Annotated in this window: 24 protein-coding genes; 3 read left to right on the top strand and 21 right to left on the bottom strand. The window is 49.0% G+C overall.

The features are described from left to right. Positions 1-5: 5 nt before the first annotated feature. The 19 genes from traM to BACPLE_RS11645 form a co-directional block, all read right to left on the bottom strand. Entirely contained in the window at positions 6-1,157 is a 1,152-nt protein-coding gene (gene traM, locus BACPLE_RS11735) for a conjugative transposon protein TraM (RefSeq protein ID WP_007562170.1), read from the bottom strand. Between the two features lie 72 nt (positions 1,158-1,229). Continuing rightward, positions 1,230-1,613 carry a hypothetical protein gene (locus BACPLE_RS11730; RefSeq protein WP_004294448.1) on the bottom strand — a complete coding sequence of 128 codons (384 nt, stop codon included), beginning with the start codon at positions 1,611-1,613 and terminating at the stop codon, positions 1,230-1,232. A 13-nt stretch (positions 1,614-1,626) separates the two neighbouring features. Continuing rightward, positions 1,627-2,241 (bottom strand): conjugative transposon protein TraK, encoded by a 615-nt coding sequence (gene traK, locus BACPLE_RS11725; RefSeq protein ID WP_007562168.1) that lies wholly within the window; start codon positions 2,239-2,241, stop codon positions 1,627-1,629. A 27-nt stretch (positions 2,242-2,268) separates the two neighbouring features. Continuing rightward, the gene (locus BACPLE_RS11720) at positions 2,269-3,402 is read right to left on the bottom strand and encodes a membrane protein (RefSeq protein WP_007562166.1); all 1,134 of its coding nucleotides are present in this window, start codon (positions 3,400-3,402) and stop codon (positions 2,269-2,271) included. Positions 3,403-3,415: 13 nt separating this feature from the next. Then, positions 3,416-4,183 (bottom strand): DUF5045 domain-containing protein, encoded by a 768-nt coding sequence (locus tag BACPLE_RS11715; RefSeq protein WP_007562164.1) that lies wholly within the window; start codon positions 4,181-4,183, stop codon positions 3,416-3,418. Positions 4,184-4,250: 67 nt separating this feature from the next. After that, positions 4,251-5,015 (bottom strand): DNA-methyltransferase, encoded by a 765-nt coding sequence (locus BACPLE_RS11710; RefSeq protein ID WP_007562162.1) that lies wholly within the window; start codon positions 5,013-5,015, stop codon positions 4,251-4,253. A gap of 206 nt (positions 5,016-5,221) precedes the next feature. Continuing rightward, entirely contained in the window at positions 5,222-5,944 is a 723-nt protein-coding gene (locus tag BACPLE_RS11705; protein ID WP_007562159.1) for a hypothetical protein, read from the bottom strand. Then, positions 5,941-8,487: a hypothetical protein gene (locus BACPLE_RS11700; protein WP_032953677.1), complete on the bottom strand. Its 2,547-nt coding sequence runs from the start codon at positions 8,485-8,487 to the stop codon at positions 5,941-5,943. The genes BACPLE_RS11705 and BACPLE_RS11700 overlap by 4 nt, the downstream gene beginning before the upstream one ends. A gap of 34 nt (positions 8,488-8,521) precedes the next feature. Further along, positions 8,522-8,932, bottom strand: a complete 411-nt coding sequence (locus BACPLE_RS11695; protein WP_004289328.1) for a DNA-directed RNA polymerase subunit alpha C-terminal domain-containing protein — start codon at positions 8,930-8,932, stop codon at positions 8,522-8,524. A gap of 23 nt (positions 8,933-8,955) precedes the next feature. Next, on the bottom strand, positions 8,956-11,661 hold the full coding sequence (locus BACPLE_RS11690) for a TraG/VirB4 family ATPase (protein WP_085930687.1): 2,706 nt from the start codon (positions 11,659-11,661) through the stop codon (positions 8,956-8,958). Positions 11,662-11,764: 103 nt separating this feature from the next. After that, on the bottom strand, positions 11,765-12,061 hold the full coding sequence (locus tag BACPLE_RS11685; protein WP_007562154.1) for a DUF4133 domain-containing protein: 297 nt from the start codon (positions 12,059-12,061) through the stop codon (positions 11,765-11,767). Positions 12,062-12,073: 12 nt separating this feature from the next. Further along, positions 12,074-12,439, bottom strand: a complete 366-nt coding sequence (locus BACPLE_RS11680; protein WP_007562151.1) for a DUF4134 domain-containing protein — start codon at positions 12,437-12,439, stop codon at positions 12,074-12,076. 76 nt (positions 12,440-12,515) lie between these two features. Next, positions 12,516-12,842, bottom strand: a complete 327-nt coding sequence (locus BACPLE_RS11675; protein ID WP_004289321.1) for a DUF4134 domain-containing protein — start codon at positions 12,840-12,842, stop codon at positions 12,516-12,518. Position 12,843: 1 nt separating this feature from the next. Beyond that, the gene (locus BACPLE_RS11670; protein ID WP_007562149.1) at positions 12,844-13,290 is read right to left on the bottom strand and encodes a hypothetical protein; all 447 of its coding nucleotides are present in this window, start codon (positions 13,288-13,290) and stop codon (positions 12,844-12,846) included. A 240-nt stretch (positions 13,291-13,530) separates the two neighbouring features. Continuing rightward, positions 13,531-14,418 carry a toprim domain-containing protein gene (locus BACPLE_RS11665; RefSeq protein WP_007562147.1) on the bottom strand — a complete coding sequence of 296 codons (888 nt, stop codon included), beginning with the start codon at positions 14,416-14,418 and terminating at the stop codon, positions 13,531-13,533. An 81-nt stretch (positions 14,419-14,499) separates the two neighbouring features. Next, positions 14,500-15,624 carry an AAA family ATPase gene (locus tag BACPLE_RS11660; RefSeq protein ID WP_007562144.1) on the bottom strand — a complete coding sequence of 375 codons (1,125 nt, stop codon included), beginning with the start codon at positions 15,622-15,624 and terminating at the stop codon, positions 14,500-14,502. Further along, a complete protein-coding gene (locus BACPLE_RS11655; protein WP_004294465.1) occupies positions 15,602-15,976 on the bottom strand; it encodes a helix-turn-helix domain-containing protein in 375 nt (124 codons plus the stop codon). Before BACPLE_RS11655 ends, BACPLE_RS11660 begins: the two co-directional genes overlap by 23 nt. 198 nt (positions 15,977-16,174) lie before the next feature. Then, positions 16,175-16,819, bottom strand: a complete 645-nt coding sequence (locus BACPLE_RS11650; RefSeq protein WP_032953679.1) for a hypothetical protein — start codon at positions 16,817-16,819, stop codon at positions 16,175-16,177. Between the two features lie 258 nt (positions 16,820-17,077). After that, positions 17,078-18,208 (bottom strand): site-specific integrase, encoded by a 1,131-nt coding sequence (locus BACPLE_RS11645; protein ID WP_007562137.1) that lies wholly within the window; start codon positions 18,206-18,208, stop codon positions 17,078-17,080. A 206-nt stretch (positions 18,209-18,414) separates the two neighbouring features. On the opposite strand from BACPLE_RS11645, the gene BACPLE_RS11640 reads away from it, so the two are divergent. Next, positions 18,415-19,968, top strand: a complete 1,554-nt coding sequence (locus BACPLE_RS11640) for a hybrid sensor histidine kinase/response regulator transcription factor (protein ID WP_007562134.1) — start codon at positions 18,415-18,417, stop codon at positions 19,966-19,968. A gap of 13 nt (positions 19,969-19,981) precedes the next feature. Here BACPLE_RS11640 and BACPLE_RS11635 read toward each other — a convergent pair whose 3' ends face one another. Together BACPLE_RS11635 and BACPLE_RS11630 are read right to left on the bottom strand one after the other, a co-directional pair. Further along, positions 19,982-21,376 (bottom strand): phosphatase PAP2 family protein, encoded by a 1,395-nt coding sequence (locus BACPLE_RS11635; protein WP_040313053.1) that lies wholly within the window; start codon positions 21,374-21,376, stop codon positions 19,982-19,984. Between the two features lie 392 nt (positions 21,377-21,768). After that, positions 21,769-22,770 carry a malate dehydrogenase gene (locus BACPLE_RS11630; protein ID WP_007562130.1) on the bottom strand — a complete coding sequence of 334 codons (1,002 nt, stop codon included), beginning with the start codon at positions 22,768-22,770 and terminating at the stop codon, positions 21,769-21,771. Between the two features lie 582 nt (positions 22,771-23,352). Between BACPLE_RS11630 and cls the strand changes: the two genes are divergently transcribed. Beyond that, positions 23,353-24,642 carry a cardiolipin synthase gene (gene cls, locus BACPLE_RS11625; RefSeq protein WP_007562126.1) on the top strand — a complete coding sequence of 430 codons (1,290 nt, stop codon included), beginning with the start codon at positions 23,353-23,355 and terminating at the stop codon, positions 24,640-24,642. A 103-nt stretch (positions 24,643-24,745) separates the two neighbouring features. After that, positions 24,746-25,876: a DNA polymerase III subunit delta' gene (gene holB, locus BACPLE_RS11620; protein ID WP_007562124.1), complete on the top strand. Its 1,131-nt coding sequence runs from the start codon at positions 24,746-24,748 to the stop codon at positions 25,874-25,876.

Here is a 25,876-nt window from a genome sequence, read left to right as displayed (position 1 = left end):
ACCTTTTAGTTCCTGTTTTCCCTGCCGTTCACCAGATACACAAACGTCCCGTATTTCAGCTTCACCTTGTTTTTCTTGATGGCCTTGCTGATGGCGTTACTCGTTTTCTGGTAGGCATTGTTCATCGCTTGCATACCCCATTGGGCGAGGCTGTTACCGTATCCGCTGGTATTCATGTTCATGCTGCCCGACATGGCACTGCTCGCCACGTCCTTGCTTGTCTCGCGGAATTGGCTGATGGGTACGTAAAGTCCTTCCAGCCCGTCCGTATCGTAGATTGACAAGCTGACCTTGACCAGTTCGTCCTCCACCAATATGCTGTTGATGCTTCCTTTTACACGTCCGGAAGAGAAACCGCTGACTGTGGCATACAGGTAAGTACCACGCCTGACCACGCTCTCGTTGATTTCGATGTCGTCCAGCAGGCGCAGCCGCACACGCGAGCCGTCCACGGCCTTGATGTTCTCGTCGATGATCGCCTTGATGAGTTTCGGTTCCCGTGCATCTTTCGCCAGTGTGTTGAAGTAGTCCGAAGTCGTCTTTACCTTCTTCACCACCTCACTTGCCTTGTCCGTCTCCGCAGGAGCTTTGACCGAACGGCTTTCCTCGTCGATGGTTCCCTTGGCCTGCGTCATCGTGTCCGGCGGAGCCGCCGTTGCGGTGCTGTCCGTTTCGGACGGCATGACCTCCCGTTGTCCTCTCAACCTCGCTTCGGCGAGTGCTTTTTCCAGTTCTGCAAGAGCTTCCTGCTCCCGTCTCTTGGCATCGGCCGCTTCCGCTGCCAGATCTTTCTCCTTTTCCTGCCGGTCAAGCAGGGCGATATCCTCTTCGGTGTATTGCGATTCATATTCCTCTTGGTTATTGTCCGGTTCGTCCCGCTCGATGTTGTCCACAGCAGAATAATCTTGTATCTTGCCCCATGATTTGGCCATGTTCTCATACTTGCTGCCGATACCGTCGCCGCCCTTGATTTGGGCGTCCGGCAATTCGGGATTCAGGAACTCGGTCGTCTGGAGTGTCTTATCCTGTACCTCGGCCTTCTCGGTATGGAACAGGTCGAAAAAGAAGTACGACGTGCCGAGAAGGGGAATATAGAGGATAGCTGGAAGCATATACTTCGGCTGCCTGAAATTGATTCTCTTGAAGATATTGTTCATTGTTTCCCTTTAATTGAGTTGCACATACTTGCTTATAGTTCTCTCGAACGGCATATTCATAAGCCTGCCGTTCTATTCCGGCCTTTCCGTACCGCTTTCCTTCGTATCGAATCTTCGTACATGCGGTACGGAAAGCATCTTATGCCGTTCCCGGAGCACGGAATCCTGCATTTCCGTGGCCGTTCGGCGGACCGGATGATGGCGGTACACCACCGTCAGGCGGTAAATATTCCATGTCAGCCCGCAGATGGCGAAGCCGAATACGATGACGAGAAACAGCGTCCGGTGGGCGTTGGCGAAACCCTGTACTTTGGCCACTGCCTTGTCGATACGTGTCGCCTTGGCGAAGCGTCGCCCGGCGTCCACGTCGCGTTCGTAGCGCTCCTTGTATTTCGGGTCGTTTTTGTCCGGCATCTTCTCGCCGAACAGCATACGTCTGAATCCTTTGATATTCATAGGGCTGGTAGAGTTAATAGTTGCTTTTTGTCTTTTGCTCGATGTCCTTGTTCAGCAGCGTGCGCCAGTTCACGATGAGCAGCCCGTGCGGGTTGTTCTCCGTCCGGGGTACACGCTTGAGCTGTCCCGCCGTAACCAGTTCGCGCATCAGGATATTGCTGCGCCGTTCGATACGCTGCCGCCCGTAGTAAGTGAACTCCATCTTCTCCTTGTTGAAGGTGATACTGTCGCAGAAAATCGAAAAGACGGCACTCGTTCCCAAGATGTTGGAATAGAAGCCTTTCTCCTTGAGCGTATTGTACTGCGCCAAGCCCGTTTCGTCCACTAAGTACATCGCTTTCTCCATCGTGTAGCGGATGTACTTGTCGTCGGGAGCAAGGGTAAAGAAGTAGTGGTGGAACATTTCGACATGGCTCTTGGCTTCCACGTCGAGCGTTTCCTCCATTGTCGTGCGGCGTACCAGTATGGGCACGTTGCCGTCCAGCACATACACTTTCTTTTGAGCGTCCGTAACCATCGTGCGGGCCGTCCAGATACTCGACACGCTGATGATGACGCAGCCCACAAGAAAGGCAGAGCAAATAATTCCGACCAGTTTGATTTTGTTCTCTAAATTCTTGATGACCATTTTGTTTGAATATTTATCGTTACTTTGTTATCTCATTACCGTACCCATTGCGCCTGTTGCCGTCATTTTAGCCTGTTGTGCCACACCCTCGCCGAAGTTTCGGGTTGAGAACGCCGTGTCACCCTCCGGTATCATCCATGCCGCAAGGTCGGGGACGAGGTTCAGGCATTTCAGGGCCACGATGCTTGCCGCCATCAGATAGCCCGCCGAGAAGAAGGAGTTTTGCAGGTAGGCCGCCATCGTCTGCTCGCTTGTCGTTATCGCCGTCAGGTTCTCCACCTGTATGCAGAGCACGATGTCGAACAGCAGCAGTACGTAGAAGCCCACGAAGTAGAGCATCGCCCCGTAGAAATGTACCGTCAGATACCTCGTGAGCCACTTCGCCCACGCACCTTCCCATTTGGGCAGGAGCGAGAACGCCCACTGGATAGGCCCGAATACGGTGAGCATTCCCAAAAGAATTTGCTGACAATATATCGTCGCCCACCAACCGATACGGAACACCACCAAGGCGATAAGCATGATGATTTTGTCTATTCCCACGATGACACCCGATGTCAGCGACGTGAACCACAGCTTCGCTGCGTCCTTCTCCATATTCGTCACCTCGTCTACGCCCGTCTGTTCCATCGTTGCCTCGATAAGGTTGGGATCGGACGTACCCGTGTGGGCGACATCGGCTTGTGCCTGCAGGGCAGTGTACATCGTGTCGCGCACGTAAATCAACTCCTGCACTTCCTCGAACTTGTCCGAGATTTGCGAGGCTTCGGCCTCGTACAGGTCATGTGTGTACGAACCGACGCAGTTCGGGATATAGGAGAGGAAATCTAAAAAGCACCAGTTGCTCCCGCTGTTTGCCATGCCCGTATCTGCCGGAGGATACCACCAGCAGAGAATGAGCGATACGGCCAGCGGTCTGAAGAGCTTCATCACGTCCAAAGGCTCGTGCTTGACCATCATTTTGTACGCCATGCCTGCCGCCATGACGATAGCGAACAGGGCGGCCAGCGCCATGCACATCTGCAATATCCACCAAAATGGACCTTGCGAGCCGGTAAAGGTCGCGTCGGTCAGGAACTCATTGGTCTGAAAAATCACGTCGTCGATCTCCTCTTCCAAGAGGTCGATACCGAAATCCGAAAGAATATTTCCGTCAGCCATAGGTTATATGCTTTTAGTTCCTTCTGTTTACCGTCTCGTCTCCGTCGCCCGTTCCAGTACCGCCGTCCGACTGTGAACCTCGCACCGCAAGGCGCGATTCGTTCCAGCGGCTCATGGCGTTTCTGACGACGCTGCTTTTGTCCAAGGTTCGGTCGGCGGTTGCGTTCAGCAATCCGTCCGTGGCCGTGGCGTTCTGTCTTCGGGCAAGGTAGCCGACCAGAATCTCGTTCTGCCGTACCACGTCTTCGTAGATCCGCAGGTATTCTTTCTTTCGTTGCGCATTGGGCATATAAGCGTCCTTCGTTGCGTCGATGGCACACTGGTACACATGATAGTATTCCGTCCACCGCTCCTTGTCGTCCGTCGTGCCCCCGGCAAGGAGAATCCGGTCTATGTTGCGCTGAAACCGCTCCATTTGAGCGTTTATCTTATCGCCCTCGGCCAGCCATGCGAGGTCAATCTGCCGGTCGGCCACATTCAGCGCCTCGATTTCGGCACGTTTGACCAGAGCCGAGTCAATGGCTTCCGCCTCGTCTGTCTGGTTGTACAGGTTCACACCCGCCAGCGTGCGGAACGACAGTTTGTTCTTGCTTGCCGCCGACTTCTTGTACTTGTTGTGCAGCAGCGTGTAGTAAAGTTCGGGCGACAGAGCACCCGTACCGGTTTCCATGACCGTAATCTGGTTCTGTTTCGGCGAGTCATGGTTGTAAGTAACCGACTGCGCCTTGACACCGCTCGTTGCAACTGCTGCAACCGCCATGAGTAAGAGAGTTCTGTTCATATTAATTTCCGGTTATTCATTATTTTACAGTTATTTATATCGTATAGTCATACTTTGAGGGCCTGCTTCAAAGCCGTAAATATTGGTACTCATTCCTGACTCGTTTCTCTCCCTGCGAGAAATGCGTCTCGTCTTTTTCAATGCAAATACATTTTCTATGCGTATAGATACAGGCAATTGCGGTGCTCATGCTCCCCGATGCAAAATCAAGGACAGTATCTCCTTCCTTTGTGTATGTTCTTATCAGATACTGCAATAATGCAATCGGCTTTTGGTTGACATGAATCGTTTTGCCTTCTGATTCCGCTGTTTTGAAGTATATCACACTTCGTGGATACCTTGTTCCTCTGTTTTCATTCCTGAATGTAGGATTGGGTACCTTGCCTATTCCTGTCCAATTGCTCCCTCTCTTCGTGCGATTCCCGTAAGGCTCACCTTCCTCCATGATGGGATAATAAGGGGTTCTACCTTTACCAAAGACACTTATTAGCTCATGTGCTTTTAGAGGTTGTTTTTTAGCGAGAAGAAAATTGCTTGCTTTTGACTTTTCCCAAACCCAGTCATATTTAAATTCCTCTAAATTGCCGCAGCGTAGAAGGCTGCTGAACGGTTCGCTGCCAAATAAGACCGTAGGTGCATTTTCTTTCCTGACTCTCCTGATCTCTTTCCACATTTCCGGAAATGGTATTATTTTATCCCACTGTGAAGCTGTGATTCCAAAGGGGGGATCACATAAAACCAAGTCGATACTTGATTCCGGAAGAAAAGGCATTACTTCAAGACAGTCGGCTTTATATAACGTAATGTCTTTTGCAAAAACAATCTTTTCCATTGCATCAATCTAAATGTCTCTTTATCCCTTGGTTATAATCCCAATAGGCTTGTTTGTATTAAAATTTCTTTCTCTGTTTCTATTTCTCCGGACATTCAAGGCGAAATGCCTTTTCTGTCCTTTAAAATATTCCTGCTCGATGTCGATGGCATGGAGGTCAACCCCCAACTTGTAGATAGTCTGCCTCCTTTCCCTTTCATCGTTCGTTAATAATCCAGCCGTCCCGCTTTGCGCCATCGTCCGAAAGCTCCGTCGATAATCTCCTTGACCTTGGGACGGTAAATCTTCGCTTTCCAGTAACCGATACGCACCTGTATGTACCGCCATGTCTCGATATACGCCCGGTTCAGGTGTCGCTCGATGTCGTCCAGCGACGTGTTCACCGCTTCCAGTACCAGCAGCAGGTCGGAGGTCGAGCAGGCCGCCGCCCCGGTGGCATACAGCACAAGGTCGCTCACTGACTTGTAGAGCTGCTCCCCGTCGTTGGCAATGTCCCGTATTGCCTTTTCGTTGATGGCCAGTATCACCGCATCGCCGGGGTCGATGCGTCCCCGTTTCACGATTCTCTCGTTGAAATCTTCCAACAGTCTCTTGTAATCGCCGATACGGTCGCTGACCGCCGTATAAGTGCTTTTCACGTTCAGTACCGTCCGCAAGGACTGGTACATCACGTCGATGACATCGAAGGCACGGGTGTAGCGGTCCAAGTCCACATTCAGTTCCTTGTACTCGCCGATCTCCTTGCGGCTGTATTCGTGCAGCAGCTTGTTGCTGTATTCCAGCGTACTGCGGGCCAGCAGCAGGCTCCGCTGTTTCTTGTGGTCGTTGATGTAAGCTTCCACCGACACGATGTCGAAGGTCCATTGCGCCTTGGCGATGCCGGGCAGGAGAACCAGCAGCACGACTGTCATCAACAGGGCACGTTTCATGGCCGCACCTCCTTTCCGCTGTCTTTGCCGTTTCCGTCCCGCAGGTTTCGCGCATTCTCCACCCAACGTTCGTGGCATTCCTCCACGAGCGTCAGCCTGCGTCCCTCGTCCATGTCCAGTTCGGGCAGCACGTCCTTCAGCACGTCGATGATACTCCGCTTATAATGCATCATCTTTTCCAGCGACACGAGGTCGGCATAGATTTTTGTAATCCGGGAATCCACTTCCCGTGCGATTTCGAGCCGGTCGCTCGACCACAGCAGATGGTACACCTCCCCGGTCGGAGTCTCTTCCAATGGCGGGGTACGGGCGTATTCCGTCGTGATTTTGCACGAAGGGTGTTCCCGTGCAATCTCCGCAATACGGTCGTTCACCAGTTTCGTTTTCTCCGCGTCCGACAGGTTCGGGTCGAGTGTCAGCACGTCAGCCACATACGTGTCGGTATATTCCGTGGTCAGTTCCCAACTGATCTGCACGATGGCACGGTGTATCTTGATACCGAGGAAATATTTCGGTTTGCGGGCTATCGAGACCGTTGCCTTGAACGTGATGACCCCGTTGATGTTAGGCATGGTCGCCTTACGGACATAGGTGTAGCCGTTCCACGCCCCGCCGTCCTGCCACGACAGGCTGTAAGCCGTCTTGCAGTCCTGCATGATGGCCGGTATGCGGTAATAGTCGTCCGTTGCCACATCGTTATCGCCCGCCGCCTCGGTTTTCGCGTCGGTGTATTCCCGTTGTTTCTTCTGCCATTCGGACAGCTCGCTTTTCAGGCGGTCTATCTGTGTTTTGTTCGCATTGTACTGCTGTCGGTACACCGCCGCATCTTCCACGCTCGCCTCGGCGATTTTTTTCAGCAGGTCGGCATTCTCATTCTCCAACGCATTGATTTGCGACTGAAGGACGGCCACCTGGTTCTCCGCCTCCTGCAGCATGGCGTCCAACTCGGACAAGTCCAATTCGTTCTCCGTAACCGTGGTCTGCATGGCACACTCCTTTGAATGGGCGTTCAGGGATTTGCCGCACTTTCTGCACTTGTACTGCGTCGTGCCCTGACCGAGCGTAGCCCCATCCGAGCAGGTTACACTGATGGTCACGCTCTCGCAGCCTTGCAACTTCGCAGCGTCCGTCGCCTGATAGTAGTTCCGCGCATCGGAAGCGATATAGTAGGTATAACCCTCCTCGTTGTCGTTGAACTCCGAGAGGCGGGCATTGAGTTGCGCCTTGAACGTGTTCAGGTCCATCGAATAGGAATCGAACACCTCCTCGTAAATGATTTCCTCCCGGTTCCAGCTTTTCTTCACATGGATTTCGTAAGCGTATGCCTTCTTCGTCTGTTTGCCGCCCCGACTGATGATGTAACCGTTCTGCCAGTAGTCGATGGTGTAGGTATAGCCGTCGTTTTGGCTGTTGAGCTGCTGAACCCGGCTTCTCGACCAACCGGCGTACCGTTCCGAATTGGCGAGCGCTTGCTCCCGTTGCGAGGCATTGGGATAGAAGCCGGGATCGGTCGTCTCGAAACGCGTCCACTCTCCGCCGTTCAATATGCTGTTGTCGTCCGTCGGCGGGTAGTAATCGCACAGGGCGATACTCCCTTGCTCGCGACGGGCGATATACCACCGTTGCGTGTAGTAGTTTCCCGCTGTCTTGTCCAGATAATCTGTCATCCACGAGGTAAGGTCGTAGTTGCTGAAATCGAACAGTCCCGCCACGTTGTCCTCTCCGCCCACCATATCAATCAGCAGACCTCCGAGGTCATGTTCCGCCTGCTCGAAGAGCGCACCGTAATGGTCATACAGGTCGATGACCTTGCTGACCCTGCCGCCCATCAGATCATGGAAAGAACTGGTCTGCAGCAGGACGTCACCGATATTTCCGATACCTGCCGAGGCAAGACCGACACCCATGTTGTAGAGGTTGTCGATGTCGTGCTGCAGGTTCTCCTTGGTAAAGTTACCCGGCACGCTGGCGAGATCGTCCAACATACGCTGCCAGTCGATGTCGCCCACTGCCGAGAGTTTCAGCAGAGGAGCGATGTTTCGGTTGATTTCCAGAAACACGATGTCCGAAAAGCCCAGCGTGCTGTTCGTCACTACACTCTCGAACTGCATACACAGACTTTTCGTCTCGTCGCAGATTTTCATCAGGTAACTGCCCCAGTAGATAGCCGTTTGAGGCGAGCGGAGCATCAGTTTCGCCACCACCCATATCTTCGGCATGATTTTCTCCGAGACCATGCGGTAAATGCGGCGGTAGTAGTAATTTTCCGTACTGCTATTCCAGATACCGAGGTCGGAAAAGGCTTTATGCTCCAAGAACTTGGAGGCAAAAATCCCCGCCGTGGCCACTTCCGCCGCATTGTAGTGCTTGAGAATGTCATCGACCTGCTCCCGGTAATAGCTTTCCGCCACGGCTTCCGTACCGAAAGCGGTAGCCATTGCCGCTACCGTGCGTGCGTCGTAGTTCACGCTGTAATACTGGGCGTGAACACGCTGCATGGCGGCGAGCGACAGGAGTATAAGGATAAGTGACAGCCGTTTCATCATGGATTCCTCTCCGGTTAAAAACAGATATCCGTCAACGGTGCGTCATGCCTCTTAGTGCACGTATCAGTCCGTCGGCCTCATATACGGCGGAATTTGCCACCAGACGGTGATGTATGAATACCTCCTTGGCGATCTCGTACCTGCGCTGTTCCCACTTCGCCTCTTCTTCCTCGTCCTGTACGGAATTTTCTATGCCGGCGTATTCGTCCAGTTCTTTACCGAGCATCCCCAACCGGAGATTGTATCTTTCCAGAACATCCTCTATTTCCTCAATGCTTTTTCTTCCCATGTCGCGTACCCTTACCAAGTCCTTTCCGGGCCATTGGCACAAATCCCGGATGGTCTTGATGTCGAACTCACGGAATATCCGCTGGATACGGGCTTCATATTTGCTCCCGAACTCAAGTGTCTTTACACTTTGGCTAATGTCTATCTTTTCCATTTTTGTAATTGATGATTTGATTGTTATTGTTTTACATGAAGGTTCAATACCTGCCCGGCCTCGTTGACCTTTTGGGCGAACGGCAGGGACTTCCCGATACCGCTGGCGTTCCAGTCCCGGCAGTACGCCTCAATAGCTTCCTGATGACTGCACCGCAGTTCCCGTTTATAGAGTTTCAAGGCTTCTTTCTCCGCCCGCTCCGTGGTGTAGGTCATGTAACATTCTCTTGGTTCTTCTACGCCGTACACGCCGCTGGTCGTTCCCCGGCGGATGAACACCTCGCGGAAGAAACTGCGCCCTTCCTTGTTTTCCAGCCGGTTGATGGTGAATATCTTCTTGCAGTCCACGTCGGTAAGGCCGAGAATAGCCTTGATTTCATCGAACCGCTCACGGAACTTGCTCTGGTCGAGCAGCATCACCACGTCCGAGTTGTTGATGATGGCTTCCTTGACGATAGGGCTGCCGATGATGTCCTGTATCTCCTGTGTCACCACGCCGACCGAAGCCCAGAACTTACGGGCCGTCTTGTACATAAACTTGATGTATTCGGCCATGAGCGGGCTGGCAATAGCTTTCCACGCTTCCTCGATGACCAGCACCTTACGGTTCTTCTTGATACGCATCTTCTGTAAGAATACGTCCATGATAATCAGCGTGACAAGAGGGAACAGGAGAGGATCATCTTTTATACTGTCGATTTCGAAGACGATGAACGTCTCATCAAACAGTGAACTGTCCATGTTCTCGTTCAGCGTCTTTTCATGATTGCCTCCCCGGTAGAAGTCCTTCATCATGTAACGGTACGTCGAGATGTCGATGCCCGAAATGTGGTTCTCGGTACAGATGTCGGGGATGCGCTGCACGGAAAACTCATAAAACGAGTTGAACGACAGCTCTTCCACTTTCAACTCCTTACGGCGGCGTTCCATCTCGTCGATCATGCGCTCGATACGCCCGGTCCGCTCTTCTTCGTTCTCGTCCTGCCTCTCGGCATGGTTACGGTCGTCGATGAGCAGCCCCTTACGCAAATCCTCCCGTTGCAGGGGCGTGAAGCCGTCGAAACCGTTGAAATAGGTGTCGTAATACTCCGTGATGACCTGTTCTATCAGGCGGTCCTCCGTCTTCGTGACCGTACCCTGCGAGCCTTTCCAGATGAGCAGCACGAGGTTTTTCAGGAAGCCCGTTTTCTCCACGTTCATCTCCGCCCGGTTGATGCGGAATGGGTTCATCGTAATCGGTCTTTCCTCGGTATAGGAAATGTACTTGCCGCCGAGGTATTCACAAAGGCCCTCGTAGCTGTTACCCGTATCGACCATCACCACGTCTGTGCCCTGCTCGTACAACTGGCGCACGACAGAGTTCATGTGGAAGCTCTTGCCGCTGCCCGAAGGTCCCAGACAGAAAAAATTGGAATTGTCCGTCAGTTTGTTTTTTCCCTCTTTTCCCGTGATGTCGATCGCCACGGGCACGCCCTGACGGTCGGTATAGTAAATCTTCAGTGGCGTTTCCTCGCTGTGCTGTATGTGCTCCTTATACATCAGGCACACCGCCGCGTCACCCAGCGTCAGGAAGCGGTCATAGTCCTCGTTCATGCCGTAGCAGTTACCCGGAAACGAGTTTACGAACAGTTCCAGCTGGTTGTACGCCCTTTTGGAAATATGGATACCCATACGTCCGAAAGCATTCTCCAAATGGTTCGTGCATTTTTGCAGGTCCGTACCAGTCGGTACGGCGACAATCAGGTTGAAATGGGTGTACACAAGCTGCTTGCTTTCCCGCGCGATGACCTCCTGTACCCGCTTGATGTCCTCCACGGCCATCTGGTTGCTCGGATTGGGAATACTGGCGTGCCGGTTCTTCTTTTTGTCCAGCAGGGCCAGTTCCCTTTTCTGATTGGGCAGGAAGACAATCTGGTTATAGATGACAGCCTCCGCACTCGGAATGCTGTCAATGGCAGCCAGCAGGTCCACGGGCATATCCGTGTTATTGACCTCTATATTGGTATAAGGTCTTATCAGTGAAGGCAGTGCGGCGCAGTCCACATCGACAAGACTATATACCTTGCAGCGTTTGTCGCCCATCGAGACCGTCTCGTCGTCTGCCTTGAAGTTGGTCATCGACACGATCCGGTCCTTGAAGTTCATGGCGAAATAGCGGTCCACGTATTCGCTCGCCTCGGCTTTGTTCAGGAACTTGGCCTGTACCCCGGCATCGTGCAGCTGGTCATGCACTTTGCGGATCTTGACCAGAAAATCGCGCCACTTCTTGTTGTCGAACGAGAACAGTCGGCTCTTCTTCGCCTCCTGTGTGATGGTCAGGTAACACACGCTGTCTGTGTAGTTGCGTCCCTTGAAGTAGCGGAAGTAGGCCGACGAGAGGAACTCGTGTTTGTCGCCCGTCTCGTTCTCGAACTGTTTCCTGACGAAGATGTCCTGTTTGTGCAGGGCATATCCTTCGCCGAGCGTCTGTGCGAGGGCGGTGAAAAGGTGCGTGAACTCATAGTAGCTGTCGATGTTCGCGCAGTATTTTTGCACGGGGTTCTCTATTTTCAGGATAGCAGAATATTCGCCCGTCTTGGTATAGAGCACACCCACACCGTTCGTCTCCTCCACGGAAAAATAGATGTCCTGAAAGATACGCTTGCGCTTGCCCCCGGTACCGAAGGCATAAACCGACAGGGCCATGCCGGCACACAAGGCGATAAAAAGTAGAATGATGTACAAAGTCATCTCAAAATACGATAAAAAAGGCCGGGCCGCCCGGATTTCAGGCGGCCGGCCCGCGTTCAACATTCAACAAGACCACACGTTGCCCGTGATGGTTTTTTTCTTCTCACAGCTTCTTCGAGTGGGCGTAGATATACACCCCGCACCCGTCTTTCTTGGTATGCAGCCCTTTCCGCTGTTTGAGCATGATAAGGGCGATACCCGTCGAGACGACCGCAACCAGCACGACCAGTCCGACCACGAACCCTGCGAGACAGTAGGCGATGATAAAGCCGACGATGGCTCCGCCGGCAACGCCTGCCGCCCAGTAGATATAGCGTCCCTGGATGCCCATGAACTCCAAAGGCCGTTGAAGACCCTTGAACAGCGGGTAGTCAGGGTAGCGTTCGTTCTTGCCTTTCATCGTGCGGAAGGTTTATGCGCCGATACCGAAGAACATCGGAAGTGCTTGTGCGGCAGCGATTAAGAAAATACATGCACCTACGACCATCATGATTTTCTTCTTCACGTCCTGTTCCTCGTTGTTCATGGCGATGTACACCGAGATAGCGCCTACGATAGCCACCACGCCTGCGATGGCGTAACACAGTTTGACCATGATGGGAACGTACTTGGCAATTTCCTCGGTCACGGTCGCCAGTGCAGTCGTACCGGCGGAATAATCGCCTGCGGAGTTCTGGGCCATGACGGCCGTCGTGCCACACAGCAACATCAGTGTGAGCATCTGTACTTTTTTAGCAGAAAACATTTTTTTCATTTGTCTTTTGATTTTTTGAAACATGATTATTTATTTTTAGGGTAAGTATTGCAGTTCTTCCGAATCATCATCGCGGCAACACGCCGCCGGTTGATGGTTTCTATATGCGATAGCCGAAAAAGGCAGGAAAGACGAGGAACGCACCGATCAGGAACAGACACGCGCCCACAAGCGTTACGACGGACTTGGTAATGCCGTCCTCGCCCGTGTTCATCTTTACGTAAATCTGGAATCCGGACACAATCACACAAATCCCGGCGATGGCACAACAGAGAGCTTGGACGTAGAACATCATCGTTACCACGTAGTCGTGCATCGTCGCCAGCGCATCCGCACCCCAACTGTAATTCACGCTGCCGCTTTTCGCCAGAGCTGAACAGGGGATGATGGAACAAAGCGCACATAGTATCTTTTTCGTTTTCGACATCTTACAGCTTATCTTTGACCGGTCTCCATTTCAGGCAGGGACGGTTGTCCAAGCGTCCTTTGGAAATCATCGCCTTATACATCTCTTCGTCGGTAAAGCCGTCGGACAGGTAGGGAGCGATCTCTTCCATCTGCGCCTCCGCCTTGGCCTTCAGCCTTTCAAGCCGCTCTTTCGCGGCTGCCTCCTTTTTCCCTGTATCGCCGTCTTGTACCGTAGGCGGGGCAGCTACGGCTTCCGTGTCGCATGTCTCATTTCCGATACTAAACCCGGTCTCGTTCTCCGAAACCTCGACACTCTCTTCCGTGGCATCCATCGGACCGAGGTCGAAAACTTCCTCGTCAGTCTTCTCCGTTCCCTTCTTTCCATACAGGTCACGGGTAATATTGACCGCGTAATAGACGATGTACAGCACCGTCAGTACAAGGGCGAATATAAAGTATGAACTCATCTGTTTTAAGTATGAAATTAAACTTTAATTGAACTTTGAAAGTACGAATGCAAAGGAAAGTATTATATTTGATATAATGAACATTCTTTATATCAAACAGTATTTTATTATATAGAAATAAGTACGAAACACATAAATTGAACTTTGATTTCATACTTTGAGGCGAATGTACAGGGAAAAACGGGCATAAAAAAAGCCCTCCGGGAGGAGAGCTTTCAAGGGAGGGGTAACGATAATGCCTTACCGTTTCTTTCCGCGCAAGTAATCGTTCAGGTCCTTGTACTCGTGATAACGGAGTGCTTCGTTGTGCACCCGCTTGCCGTACATGCCGGCGATGGTCTCTTCCGTTTTCTGCCCGGCGAGATCATTGTCGAGATAACAGTGTATTTCCTCGTACACCTGCAAGTGTTCCAATGCCTTTTTCAGGTTGTTCACCGAGTTCATCACGAGGTAATCGCAAGATGTGTCGATGCAGACTGTATCATCACCCGTCTGTTTCAGTGTCAGGTAAGAGAGAAAATCCATGAAGCCTTCGAACACGCAAACCCGGTTCTGTGCTTCACTATGAGAATGCCTGATGACAGAGATGTCCTTACACCGGATACAGCCCTTATAATAAGGGTTGCGAACCTCGTACCCGCCCGCCACGTTACCGAAGGCAAGGGCGAAGTAACGCCGTTGCCGCAACTCATAATGGACCTCCCGGCAGAACATGCGGCCGATGTCTCCGTCGATTCCACGGGAATGAAGGTACGAGAGCAGCGCATGGTGCTGCAACGGTACGACGAGCACGTCCTTCATGTCGGCTTCGACGGGTCGGGGCGTTGTCCCCGGAATCCGCACCCTTTGTATCGGGATAGCGTTCTCGTGCTTCCCTATATAGGCAAGCACTTCGCTCACGCTGTCCGTCCGGTAAAGGTGTTTGCCCAGTTCCACAAGGTCTCCGCCCGTCGCTGCGCCAAAGTCATACCATTCGTTGAGCCGGTCATTGACCTTGAACGACGGGGTACGTTCATTGCGTAGCGGCGACAAATACCAGTATTGTTTCGATGTTACACTCTGGGGGTGGTAGCCGAGACTGGCAAGATAGTCCACGATACGCAGTTGTTTTGCTTCCGCTATGGTCATGTCATTTTCTTTTCACTTGTTTTCAAAAAACGGTTTACTTTGGTTTTTCTCCTATATATACCCGGACCAAAGTAAACTAAATTATTTTTCACCTTCCGCGCCCTCGCATTCTTCGTCGAAAAGCAAGGCTTCGGTCGGGGTCACATCGTAATAAAAGAGCTTGTCCCGTTTGACGATCAGCTTCAGGTTTTCCGTCAGGTACTGCAGCAGTTTTATCATGACGCTGCGTCCCCGTTTGAACCCGATAGCCTCATAGGAAGCCATGAGAGCCTGCAGCACGTTCTCGAAACCTTTGATGGGCCTGTCCCCGAAAGCGGCGGAAAGCGCCTCCCGGTGCTGCTCGATAGACAAATCCATGAAGCTGCTCCGGGCCTTCGGTCTCACGCTGCCATCAAACGAATAGTTATCCACCATGACCGGCAATCCTTCGTCATCAACGGAAAAAGCAAACGGTTTGAACTCCTTCTCGCGGATATGCAGCGCATGAACTTCACTGATAACGGGATTCTCCGCACTCTTGGTGATGACCAGCACCGTTTCCGCCTTATTGCTCATTTCCGTGCCGATATGCCCGCGTACATTGTTGTCGCCTTTATTCAGGTGCAGCACACAATGGATATGCAGGTCGTATTTCGACGACCACTCCATCATCTTGTTGATAACCTCCACCGATTCGCTGGTGCTGTTGATGTCGAGCATCAGGTCGCGGATGCCGTCAATGATGACCAGCCCATACCCTTTGTTCTGGCGCAGGGCGTAGTCGATGACCTCAATACGCACGGCCGGCGTATATTCCCGCAGGCAAATGAAATCGAGATTCTCGTTGTCGGTTGTGGTGGGCAGTCCCGCCAGGCGGAGAATGCGTTCCAACACGTTATGGCAATGGAAACGGCTCTGTTCGGTGTCCACGTACAAGATCCTGCGCTTGCCTTCGGGCAGATGCGCCCGGTAGTTCAAGACCTGCCGGCCCGCCAGTGACGCAGCGACAATGGCAGAGACATTAAACGTCTTTTTTGCCTTCGCCTTACCTGTCGAAGCGCTGAAATTGCCGAGCGTCGCTATGGTGGAGTTGTCGATCCATATAATCTGGGGCGGAGTCACGTAGGTGTCCGTGGCCTTTATCTGCGATGCCGTGAGAATATCCGACAAGCGATTCTCGTCCAGCTCCGCCCACGAGTTACGGTCAGTTCTTTTTTCGTTTTCCATAGCGCTTCTGGTTAAAGAACGGTTGGGTTGCGGATACTTCCGTCGCCATACGCATGGCATCGTCCACCGTAGGTTCGTAGTTTTGCAAGAGCCACGCGTCCAGCTCTTCCTTAGCGAAGTAAAGCATCTTGCCGCGAGGTTTGTAATGCGGAATTTCCTTGTTCGATGTGAGTTTGTACAACATACTTTCGGACACGCCGATATACATGCACGCCTCTTGAAAAGTGAAGACCTTCTTGGTCGTGTAAATGGTATTTTCCAGCAAAGCCACACGCTCCAACAGACCTTCCACCGGCTCCAACTTCTTGAGAACCGCTTCTATGGCGGTCAGCCGTTCGCTTAACCGCTCCATGAATGTTGTTCTGTTTTGCATAAAATACATGTTAAAATTAGACAATGGAGAGTTACCTCCGTTATGCAGCGCGCTAACGGAGGTCAAAGTTATGTGATGTGAACCGGACAGCCGGAAATTCCGGCGTGATACTATGCACGTATCACGGCAACTGTCACTGTTTTATCTTTCACATACTTGGCTTTTTGGCACTTCGTGTCATATTTTCAGCCGGCTGATGGCTTTTCGTATGCCGAGGTTTGCCGATGTAATGTTGTTCCTCGCCGCAGACAGGGCGGACGAGAGGCTTGAAGCGGTAACATATCTTGTGCCGTCTTTGGACAACAGGAACCGCCCCTTGTCGAGAACCGACTGCCAGTGAGGCAGAATAAAGGTGTTTTCGAGCAACGCATCGAACAGAACCGCCACATGGCGGATATTGTTCACACGTATGCAGAAATTCTCCTTGCAGGCAAAAAGCGCTTCCATGTCCTCGATGCGGAGAGTGGAAACGCAAAACAGATGATAAGCGTTGGCGCAAGCCACAATACCTGTCATCTGTTCACGGGAAAAATTACAACCGAAGGAGAGAGGTGGATCGTTTCGGGAATCTTCTATACGTGAAGAGTCGAACCATACTCCGGCAATGTCGTACTTTCGTTTCAAGGCCATGCACTCCTCGAAAGAAAATGTTTCTGCGGTAAAGAGGCTTTTGACGAGACTTGTACAATCGAGCAACAGCCCTCTGATGATATGAATGTTCATTTCATGGCAATTCCTGCAAACCGCACTGTTGCAGTCGATGTACCGATGACTGTTTGTAAAGTCATCCACGTAGCGGCCATACCGTTTGCCGCCTGCCATGACGTCTTGAAGATAAAGCTCCCTTGCTTCAGAGAGTAATGCGTAAAACTCTTCCGCTACATCCTGTTCCGTAGCGAAGTGGTGCAGATGTGGTCTCCCTTCAAAAAAAGAGAGGACCTGTTGTTTTGTCCTTTCATGTCGAATTGTTTTTTATGGGTTTATACTTATTATAATAGTGGCATTACTTCGACCATTTGAAATATCGGAGAAAAGCCGGAAATATTTACCTGTAAATTGAATTTGACATGTATGACTACATCAGTCGAATAGGCCGTTAACCAAATTGACTGCTTCGTCTTTTTTCTGGTTGATGATTTTGGCGTACACCTGTGTCATTCTCACGGAGGTATGGCCAAGCAGCTTCGATACGGTATAGAGATCCGCACCGAGCGTCAGCATCATGGTCGCGAATGTATGCCGGGCGGTGTGAAAAGTAAAACGCTTGGTGATTCCGGCCGCTTCGGCCCACGGTCTGAGATACTGATTGATATTTGAAGGCAGGTTGAACACAGGATCGTCCGCAGCTTTGTCCTCACGCTCCGGCATCCATTTCAACGCCTCGTTGGAGAGTGGCAGGTAAATCGGTTCTTTGGTCTTCTGCATAGCTACCGCCAGACGGTACTGTCCGTTATCGACAAAGACATTCTTCCATTTCAGGCCGACAATATCGCTGATACGCAGTCCGCAGAAGCAGGAGAACAGATAGGCATTTTTTACCCTCCCTTCCTGCATCGGAGTGGCAATCAATGCCCGTACCTCTTCGATGGTCATATAGGACCGCACGCTTTCCGGCATTTTGGGCTTCTCCGACTTTTCCATCTCGTTAAACGGGTTTCTCAACAACCGTTTAGCCCGAACGGCAGCATTCAGGGCGCCATTGAATATCTGATAATAGGTGTTGCGTGTAGAAGCTGCTATCGGCTTTCCTTTGGGGCGGAAAGTTGTCAGCATGTAGTCGATATAGCCTTGGCAAAAAGCGAGGTCAACCCGATCCAATATAAATCTTTCCCCTGCATATTCTTTCAGGATATGGGTAACGGCTTTGATTTGACCGATGCCCTTCTTGTCGCGTTTCTCTTGGTACTCCAGATAGGTTTGCATCCAGTCCAGCAGATAAACCTTATCCGTATGGTTCACGATACCGGCTTCACCACTGGTCAGTTCGATAATACGTTTCGACTTGATGGCATTTGCGGCAGCCATTGTTATTTCATTTTGCCGACGGGTATTGCTGTCCGTTCCCGGAATAAGATACAGCTTCAGGTACTCGTATGTCCGTTTGCCGTTACGATATATATCCAGATACAGACTTTTGCTGCCATCGGACAAATCCTTCATCCGAAGACGGATTGGTTCTTTTACTTTTTTAGGCTTCTTTATTCGTGGCATAATCGTATTCTTTCATTCGTTATTTTTCGTATGCAAATGTACGAATTAAAACTGAAATCAAGAAACAAACAAGGAACAAAAATGTACCCAAAAAGAACCAATTAACAGAAAATAGTGAAAACAACTGAAAGAAACAACTATCTTATAAATAACTGATATAAAGCCTATTTGCTTGTATTTATTTGGATTTTATTTTCATCTTTAATATGTCTGTTTGTTTATTGACAATTAAAAAAGACCGTGAGATTTATCAGAGTAAGATTGAGTTCTTCACGGGCATCATGCATGAAATACGTACTCCGTTGACATTGATTCTGGCACCACTGGAAAATGTGATGAAGAGTTCTGGAACAGTGAAGGATGTACTTCCTCAATTACAGGTAATAGAACGAAACGGGAAACGTTTGCTTACGTTGGTGAATCAGTTGATGGATTTTCGGAAGGCTGAATCGGGAGGAATGAATGTGATATTGGCTGAAACTAATATCAAAACTTTATTGATGAATGTATATCAGCGTTTTCAACTTTCAGCAGATATAAAGCATATAAAAATTAGTCTGACTATGCCGGAAGAATCTTGTTATGCCCGTGTCGATCAGGAGGCCTTTACGAAGGTGGTCAGCAATTTATTATCAAATGCATTGAAGTTTACAGACACTTGCATTTGGATTGATTTGTTGATAGTTGGTGATAAGAAACTGGAGGTACGGGTGAGAGATAACGGGCAGGGTATCGATGTAAAGGAGCAGGAAAAGATATTTTCTCCTTTCTATCAGGTCCCGGATAAGGCATCTTCCGGACGTATCGGAACGGGAGTAGGACTTTCGTTGGTTAAGAAACTGGTTGATTTGATGCATGGCGGTTTGAATCTGGAAAGTGAACTGGGGGTTGGTTCTACATTCATTGTCAGCTTTGATAGACTTGAGCATAAAGAAGGGCAGGTGGTTGAGCAGGTATCCTCTCAAGATATACAGGCTGAGGATAAGGCCGACATCCCTGAAGGGCAATATCGTGTTCTGATAGTAGATGATAACCAAGATTTGAGGGAGTATTTACATCAACTATTGTCTGTTCGTTATCAAGTGTCGTGTGCAGAAAACGGGAAAGAAGCCTGGGATAGCATCTTACAGAATATGCCAGATTTGGTAGTCAGTGATGTGATGATGCCTGTGATGGATGGTATACAGCTTTGTCGAAATATCAAACAGAATCTTTCTACCAGCCATATTCCAGTGATTTTGCTTACGGCAAAGGCTGCTTCCGAAGACTACGTGGAGGGACTTGAAAGTGGAGCTGATGTATACTTGGAAAAACCATTTTCGGGTGATGTGATAAATGCGCAGATTGCAAGTATTTTCAGAAATAGAGAAGGCATGAAGAAAGATTTCAAGACTAAACCGTTGGTCTCTTCTGTTTCTATTTCTAAGCTGGATACACTTTTGATGGATAAAATCTCAAAGATTATAGAAAAACGAATGACTGACTCTGATTTTACAGTGGATGTGTTGGCTCAAGAAGTCGGGATTTCAAGGTCGGGTCTATTCGCGAAAATCAAGGCTATATCGGGAATGACTCCTAATGATTATATCCGTCTGATTCGTTTAAAAAAGGCTGCATATTTATTGGCGGAGGAAGAAGTGTCCAGTAGTGAAGCATGTTTCAGGGTTGGTTTTTCTTCTCCTTCTTATTTTGCGAAATGTTTTCAGGCACAGTTCGGCATTGCTCCGGCAGAATTCAGACGGAAAGGTGGCAAGGATTGAGGGTACTTAGCCGTTAAAACATGAACGCGATGGAAGCTCCGAAAGTAAAATTATGCATAGGCGTTCTTTTACTATACGAACGGACTTCCCGGTTACCGTCTTCGTCTGCCCAGGAGTTCTCCAGGTCGTATGTCAGCCGAGGGGAGGCAAAGTCATAGTCGCAATAGAGACGCAGGGCCGCATTTTCCTTGTAGCGGTAGGCGAGAGAAAGGCCGGTTCCTAATTTGAATGTAGAACTTTTACGGATATGAAGAAACTCTTCATCAATGAAAGTGCTTTGTAGCATTTCCTGAACGCTGAGGCCTTCCTGCTGGATATAGTAATCTACGTCGGCTTTATAGAATTGGTCGTAGGCTTCCTGGCTCACTTTCTGACGGTCGAAAATGGCTGGATTAATCCGTGAAATAGAATTTAAGGTAAAGTTTGCATTAGTGCGTCGTCCGGCTAACAGTTTGCTTCCTATTAAGAAACGGCTGCTGAGCGGATAAGAAAAGTAAAGTCCTAAATCGATGTCGCACATGCCTAAATGGTCCGATTCCAGTCCGTCGAGCAGGTACATGTTGACAGGAGCTCCTTCCTTTAAGTCATTGTCCAGGTCAAAATGTTGTTTGTTCTCTTCGGGAATGTCGGCAATAACAGGTACGGTAGCTACTCTCAGGCGTCCTCCCAAGCCGATATACGCATTGAAAAAGTAAGCTCCTTCTGCGCTGACAACGGTCGATGTACCCGTATGCAGGCGCATACCCAAAGGAGTTCCTTCTTCTGTGTCATAGAGGTCGGCGGTGCGTAAAGTGGAAGGTCCTGTGGCAAATCCCATGTTGAGACTCAGGAATGAAGGTGTATCGTAGCGGTTGAAGTGGGTTGTTAACTGGCTGCTGGTGGTATTCTTACGAAAAATCAGGTCGGAAAAGAAATAGCCTAAGTCTGTTGAAATCATACCTATTCCGGCTCCTACCAGTACATCGCCAATCCAGTGACGGTTGTTCAGCTGTCGCGTGATACCAGTCACTCCTGCCAGGGTATATCCCCCGATGCTATACCACGGACTGAGCATGCCGTATTCTTTATGCAGGATTGTGGCGCACATAAAAGCGGTGGCTGTATGTCCGGAAGGAAATGAATTGTTTGACGAATTGTCCGGACGCATTTCTTTGGTCGTATATTTCAGGGTGTTGACAAAGCCGGCCATAAGGGCTGCTGAGAAAACATTGCTGACTGTGAGCTCCTTCCATGAACTACGACTTTCTACTCCAGCTAATTTCATGCTCCATGTAGCAACTAACGGGACATATTGTGTATAATTGTCATATTCGTGGTGAAAGGTAGGCTGGAAGCGATTGCGTAGTGTACGGAAATCCTGGTTTTGTTTTTTCACGATTAAGCCGGAAACGATAAAAGGAATTCCCATGTACGAAAAGTTATGCTGGAAAAGTTCCTTTGTTTTCTTTGGCTTCGCTGGAAGAGTCAATGAGGTAAGAGAAGACGTGGAGTCTTGCATCAAAAAATAACTGCTCGCGGGAGTATGTGCATACAGCGAGTGACAGATCAGTGCTGAAATAAAGAAAAATAGTAAAGTGTATATTCTCATTGCTGCCCGTGGTTTTAGGAATACATGGTAAAGAGCGGCAAAGGTAGTGCTTTTAAGAGAGAGACTGAATGTTTTCAGATGTACATTGGGAAAACGTAAATATATAAAAATGAGGTTTTTATGATTTTGTATGATGTACAAGTGCGTTAGAATTGGGCATAAAAAAAGGAGACCGATGATTCAGTCTCCTTTTATATTAATGGAAAATCCGATTATTTAATGTTCGGGTTCAGCTTGTTCCATTCAGCTACTGGAGGAAGAACGCCCATAGCGATTACTTCGTCACGCAGTGCGCACAAGTGTTCGTAGCTCTTATCCAAAGCAGCTTGTTCTTCTGCAGTACCGTTCAAAGCAGCGCAGTGGCAACCGTCAGCAGTGATAGAAGTTTCCCAAGCCATCATGATGTGGTCGTACTTTTCGTTAGAAACGTAAGTACCAGCCGGCCAGCGGAATGCTTTGCCACCCATAGCAGCACCAATCATTTCGATAGAAACGTATGACGGGCTCTGGAATGAAGAACGGCCACGCAAGTTGATGATGTTAGCACCACCCTTAGTTACTTTCTGCTGGATTTCAGCCCACTGTTCTTTTGTCAAAGCGTCAGTACCGATGATGTCTGTCAAAGCTTTACCGTTTACTTTAGCAGTAGAAGCAAATACAGCCATCTGTTCGCCGTGACCACCGTAAGTACGGCAGTTTTCAACAGCGTCCATAGAGATACCGAAGTGTTTTGCCAATTCGCTGCGCAGACGAGTAGAGTCAAGAGCAGCCAAAGTAGTTACCTGACCCGGTTTCAAACCAGAGTACAACAGTGTGATCAAACCTGTGATGTCAGCAGGGTTGAAGATAACTACGATGTGTTTTACATCCGGACAGTACTGTTTTACGTTCTTACCGAATTCTTCTGCGATAGCTGCGTTACCTTTCAACAGGTCTTCACGAGTCATACCAGCTTTACGAGCAGCACCACCTGAGTTTACGATATATTTAGCACCAGTCAGCGCTTCTTTGATATCTGAAGTGAAAGTGATGTTCACACCTTCGAAACCGCAGTGGAACAATTCTTCAGCAACACCTTCCAAACCTGGAGCGTACGGGTCGTACAAACAGATGTTAGGAGTTAAGCCCATCATGATAGCAGTCTGAGCCATGTTAGAACCGATCATACCGGCAGCACCAACAATGGTAAGTTTTTCGTTTGTTACAAATTCCATAATTCTTATGTATTTAAGTTATGTATAAAAGTGTATAGTCAGTCTTTGTTTTTTCTTCAATGCAAAGATAGGAAAGTTATCAGTGAAAACGAATCTTTACACTGGTAAATATAGGATGAAAAAAGATGATTTTCGGCAATTACGGAAAAATTTCACTATTTTTAGATGTCATATCCCAATTTTGCAAAGAGTAGGTTACATTTCTTTGTTTGCATTTTATCACTTTAAATTCTTTTCCCTGCTGCCTTATTTAATATGCTGATGTCAAGATTTTGTATCCTTTTTTCACTTTCCTGAGGCATTTTCTTCTTCCTTGAAAAAACACCTTTTCGTTCAATCTGAAATGTACTTGCGTTTAAGATGAAACTTCCTTGTGTTTTGTGTCAAATGTACTTACGTTTCATTGTGAATGCACTTGCGTTTGGAAGCAGTATTTTGTTTGGTAATTACAGCTAAGAGTTTCATCATGTCAGGGGAGTATATATAAGGCTATTTGGCGGAATAGATGGTAAATCTTTCAATTCTGTTTCAGAAAATCATGGTCTTTTCTGAAATATTCCATATTTTTGCCCGATAACCGTTATGAAGATGAAAGTAAAGTTATACCTGTTAGGGTGGGTAATAATTATATGTAGTGTGATTTCGGTCAAAGGACAAAGCCTGAAAGAGGTTCCAGGTCGGGCTGAAGTAGATACTGCTAAAGTTTACTTGCCTGCTGATTCCTTGTTTGCCCGTTTTTTGAAAGAAAAACAAATTCCTGTTACGGCTTGTAATCGTATGACTTTGTTGAAGAGCGGTCGCAGCAAGTTTGAACATCTGTTTGAGGATATAAAGAAGGCTGAAAACTATATCCATCTGGAATACTTTAATTTCCGCAGTGATTCTATTGCCAAGGAATTGTTTACCTTGTTGGCGGAGAAAGCCAAAGAAGGAGTGACAATCAAGGCCCTGTTTGATGACTTTGGAAATTTGTCGAACAGTCGTCCCTTGCGAAAGGAACATCTGAAGATGCTGGCGGAAAGAGGAGTGGAAATGGCCCGTTTCAGTCCCATTCGTTTTCCTTATATCAATCACGTGTTTTGTCGTGACCATCAGAAAATTGTGGTAATTGACGGAAAGGTGGGATATACGGGAGGCATGAATATTGCCGATTATTATATCAACGGGCTTCCCGAAATCGGTCCCTGGCGCGATATGCACATCCGTATAGAAGGACCGGCTGTGCAGTATCTGGAAAAAGCTTTTTTAGGCGTATGGAATAAGGAAACGCACGAAGGTTTGAAAGAAGGACAAGTGGTGCACGATACGTTGTGCGAGGGTTCCGGAAGAAGGGTGGCCATTGTGCAGCGTATTCCGAAAGTTTGTCCGGAAATCATGCGTGAAGCTTATATTGCAGCGTTGGATGCTGCAGAACGTAAGGTGCAGATTATCAATCCTTATTTTACTCCTACCCGTAAGGTCAGAAATGCCATCAAACGGGCGGCTGAACGGGGAGTTCGGGTGGAAATTATGATTCCGGGGAAGTCGGATATCTCTTTTACTCCCGATGCCGGATTTTATATAGCCAATAAGCTGCGTAAGGCGGGAGCACACATCTACGTGTTTAATGGAGGCTTTCATCATTCTAAAATCATGATGGTGGACGAGCGGTTCTGTACGGTGGGCAGTACGAACTTGAACAGCCGTAGTCTGCATTATGATTATGAAATCAATGCTTTTATTCTGGATTTGCCTACTACTGCCGAGTTGGGGGAAGTATTTCAAAACGACAAGCTCAATAGTACGATTATGCCCCGTGAGGAATATAAGAAGCGGAGTGTATGGCGTCGTTTCGTAGGGTGGTTCGCGCATTTGTTTACGCCGGTTATATAATAATAAAAGGTGAATATCTCCTGAAACTACGATTTTTTTCTTATTTTTGTCCGATTATATAGTAGTAACAGTCAAAAAAAGAACCTGATTTTTACGGAACAATATGTCGTTTTTTAAGGATGTAATCGGACAAGAAGGTGTGAAACAACTTCTCATTCATAGTGCAAAGAATGGGAAGATGCCTCATGCTGTGTTGCTGACGGGACCTGCTGGAAGTGGAAAGCTACCCGTAGCTTTAGCTGTGGCACGTTATCTTCTTTGTCATCATCCTGCAGAAAATGATGCGTGCGGCCAATGTAATTCGTGCAAGATGATGGACCATCTGGCTCATCCTGACATGCATTTTGCTTTTCCGGTGGTACGTAAAAAGGCCGGAAGGGACGTGGTCTGTGATGAATTCCTGCCTCAATGGCGTGAAATGCTGGGACGTAATCCGTATGCCGACCTTCAGGAGTGGATGAGGGTCATTGATGCGGGCAATCAGCAACCTCAGATTTATGTGCGTGAGAGTGATGAAATTCAACGGAAACTCTCGCTGAAAGCCAGTCAGGGAGGATACAAGGTCATGCTTATCTGGCTTCCGGAAAAAATGAATGTGGAATGTGCGAATAAGTTGCTGAAACTGCTGGAAGAACCTCCTTTAAAGACTGTTTTTCTGTTGGTGAGTGAGGAACCTGATTTATTGCTTCCTACGATTGTGAGTCGTACGCAGCGCATCAATTTAAAGCCCTTGCCGGAGTCGGACATTGAGCGTTATCTGGTGGAGCGTTATATGCTCCCTGTGGAAGATGCCCGTGACATAGCACACCGTTCGGCCGGAAGTTTGTTGAGGGCTGTGGAAAATGTGCATTTGGGAGAGGAAAACAAGCTTTGTTTTGAACTCTTTGTGAACCTGATGCGCACGGCCTATAAACGTGATATTCGTAGTCTGAAAGCGTGGAGTGAGCAGGTGGCAGGAATGGGGCGCGAGCGGCAGAAGAACCTCCTGGAATATTGCCAGCGGATGGTGCGTGAAAACTTTATCTGCAATTTCCGTCAACCTGATATGGTATATCTGAGTCCGGAGGAGTTACAGTTTGCCAGCCGTTTTGCTCCTTACATCAATGAGCGGAACATTATTTCCGTGATGGGATTGCTGGAGGAGGCACAGGTACACATTGAGCAGAATGTGAATCCGAAGATGGTTTTTTTTGATATGGCGCTGAGGATGATTGTAGAAATGAAACAACAATAA

Origin of the sequence: Phocaeicola plebeius DSM 17135 (genome assembly GCF_000187895.1) — a bacterium.
GTDB classification, from domain to species: Bacteria; Bacteroidota; Bacteroidia; order Bacteroidales; family Bacteroidaceae; genus Phocaeicola; species Phocaeicola plebeius.
This window is presented reverse-complemented; position numbering and strand designations above follow the sequence as displayed.

Excerpts from the sequence above, each read along its gene's own strand:
- traM (WP_007562170.1), bottom strand. The coding sequence starts at position 1,157 with ATGAACAATATCTTCAAGAGAATCAATTTCAGGCAGCCGAAGTATATG.
- BACPLE_RS11675 (WP_004289321.1), bottom strand. The coding sequence starts at position 12,842 with ATGTCGAAAACGAAAAAGATACTATGTGCGCTTTGTTCCATCATCCCC.
- BACPLE_RS11715 (WP_007562164.1), bottom strand. The coding sequence starts at position 4,183 with ATGAACAGAACTCTCTTACTCATGGCGGTTGCAGCAGTTGCAACGAGC.
- cls (WP_007562126.1), top strand. The coding sequence starts at position 23,353 with ATGAAGATGAAAGTAAAGTTATACCTGTTAGGGTGGGTAATAATTATA.
- traK (WP_007562168.1), bottom strand. The coding sequence starts at position 2,241 with ATGGTCATCAAGAATTTAGAGAACAAAATCAAACTGGTCGGAATTATT.
- BACPLE_RS11665 (WP_007562147.1), bottom strand. The coding sequence starts at position 14,418 with ATGACCATAGCGGAAGCAAAACAACTGCGTATCGTGGACTATCTTGCC.
- BACPLE_RS11655 (WP_004294465.1), bottom strand. The coding sequence starts at position 15,976 with ATGGAGCGGTTAAGCGAACGGCTGACCGCCATAGAAGCGGTTCTCAAG.
- BACPLE_RS11630 (WP_007562130.1), bottom strand. The coding sequence starts at position 22,770 with ATGGAATTTGTAACAAACGAAAAACTTACCATTGTTGGTGCTGCCGGT.
- BACPLE_RS11660 (WP_007562144.1), bottom strand. The coding sequence starts at position 15,624 with ATGGAAAACGAAAAAAGAACTGACCGTAACTCGTGGGCGGAGCTGGAC.
- BACPLE_RS11700 (WP_032953677.1), bottom strand. The coding sequence starts at position 8,487 with ATGAAACGGCTGTCACTTATCCTTATACTCCTGTCGCTCGCCGCCATG.
- BACPLE_RS11650 (WP_032953679.1), bottom strand. The coding sequence starts at position 16,819 with ATGGCAGGCGGCAAACGGTATGGCCGCTACGTGGATGACTTTACAAAC.
- BACPLE_RS11695 (WP_004289328.1), bottom strand. The coding sequence starts at position 8,932 with ATGGAAAAGATAGACATTAGCCAAAGTGTAAAGACACTTGAGTTCGGG.
- BACPLE_RS11730 (WP_004294448.1), bottom strand. The coding sequence starts at position 1,613 with ATGAATATCAAAGGATTCAGACGTATGCTGTTCGGCGAGAAGATGCCG.
- BACPLE_RS11680 (WP_007562151.1), bottom strand. The coding sequence starts at position 12,439 with ATGTTTCAAAAAATCAAAAGACAAATGAAAAAAATGTTTTCTGCTAAA.
- BACPLE_RS11690 (WP_085930687.1), bottom strand. The coding sequence starts at position 11,661 with ATGACTTTGTACATCATTCTACTTTTTATCGCCTTGTGTGCCGGCATG.
- holB (WP_007562124.1), top strand. The coding sequence starts at position 24,746 with ATGTCGTTTTTTAAGGATGTAATCGGACAAGAAGGTGTGAAACAACTT.
- BACPLE_RS11670 (WP_007562149.1), bottom strand. The coding sequence starts at position 13,290 with ATGAGTTCATACTTTATATTCGCCCTTGTACTGACGGTGCTGTACATC.
- BACPLE_RS11645 (WP_007562137.1), bottom strand. The coding sequence starts at position 18,208 with ATGCCACGAATAAAGAAGCCTAAAAAAGTAAAAGAACCAATCCGTCTT.
- BACPLE_RS11635 (WP_040313053.1), bottom strand. The coding sequence starts at position 21,376 with ATGGGAATTCCTTTTATCGTTTCCGGCTTAATCGTGAAAAAACAAAAC.
- BACPLE_RS11710 (WP_007562162.1), bottom strand. The coding sequence starts at position 5,015 with ATGGAAAAGATTGTTTTTGCAAAAGACATTACGTTATATAAAGCCGAC.
- BACPLE_RS11685 (WP_007562154.1), bottom strand. The coding sequence starts at position 12,061 with ATGAAAGGCAAGAACGAACGCTACCCTGACTACCCGCTGTTCAAGGGT.
- BACPLE_RS11640 (WP_007562134.1), top strand. The coding sequence starts at position 18,415 with ATGTCTGTTTGTTTATTGACAATTAAAAAAGACCGTGAGATTTATCAG.
- BACPLE_RS11720 (WP_007562166.1), bottom strand. The coding sequence starts at position 3,402 with ATGGCTGACGGAAATATTCTTTCGGATTTCGGTATCGACCTCTTGGAA.
- BACPLE_RS11705 (WP_007562159.1), bottom strand. The coding sequence starts at position 5,944 with ATGAAACGTGCCCTGTTGATGACAGTCGTGCTGCTGGTTCTCCTGCCC.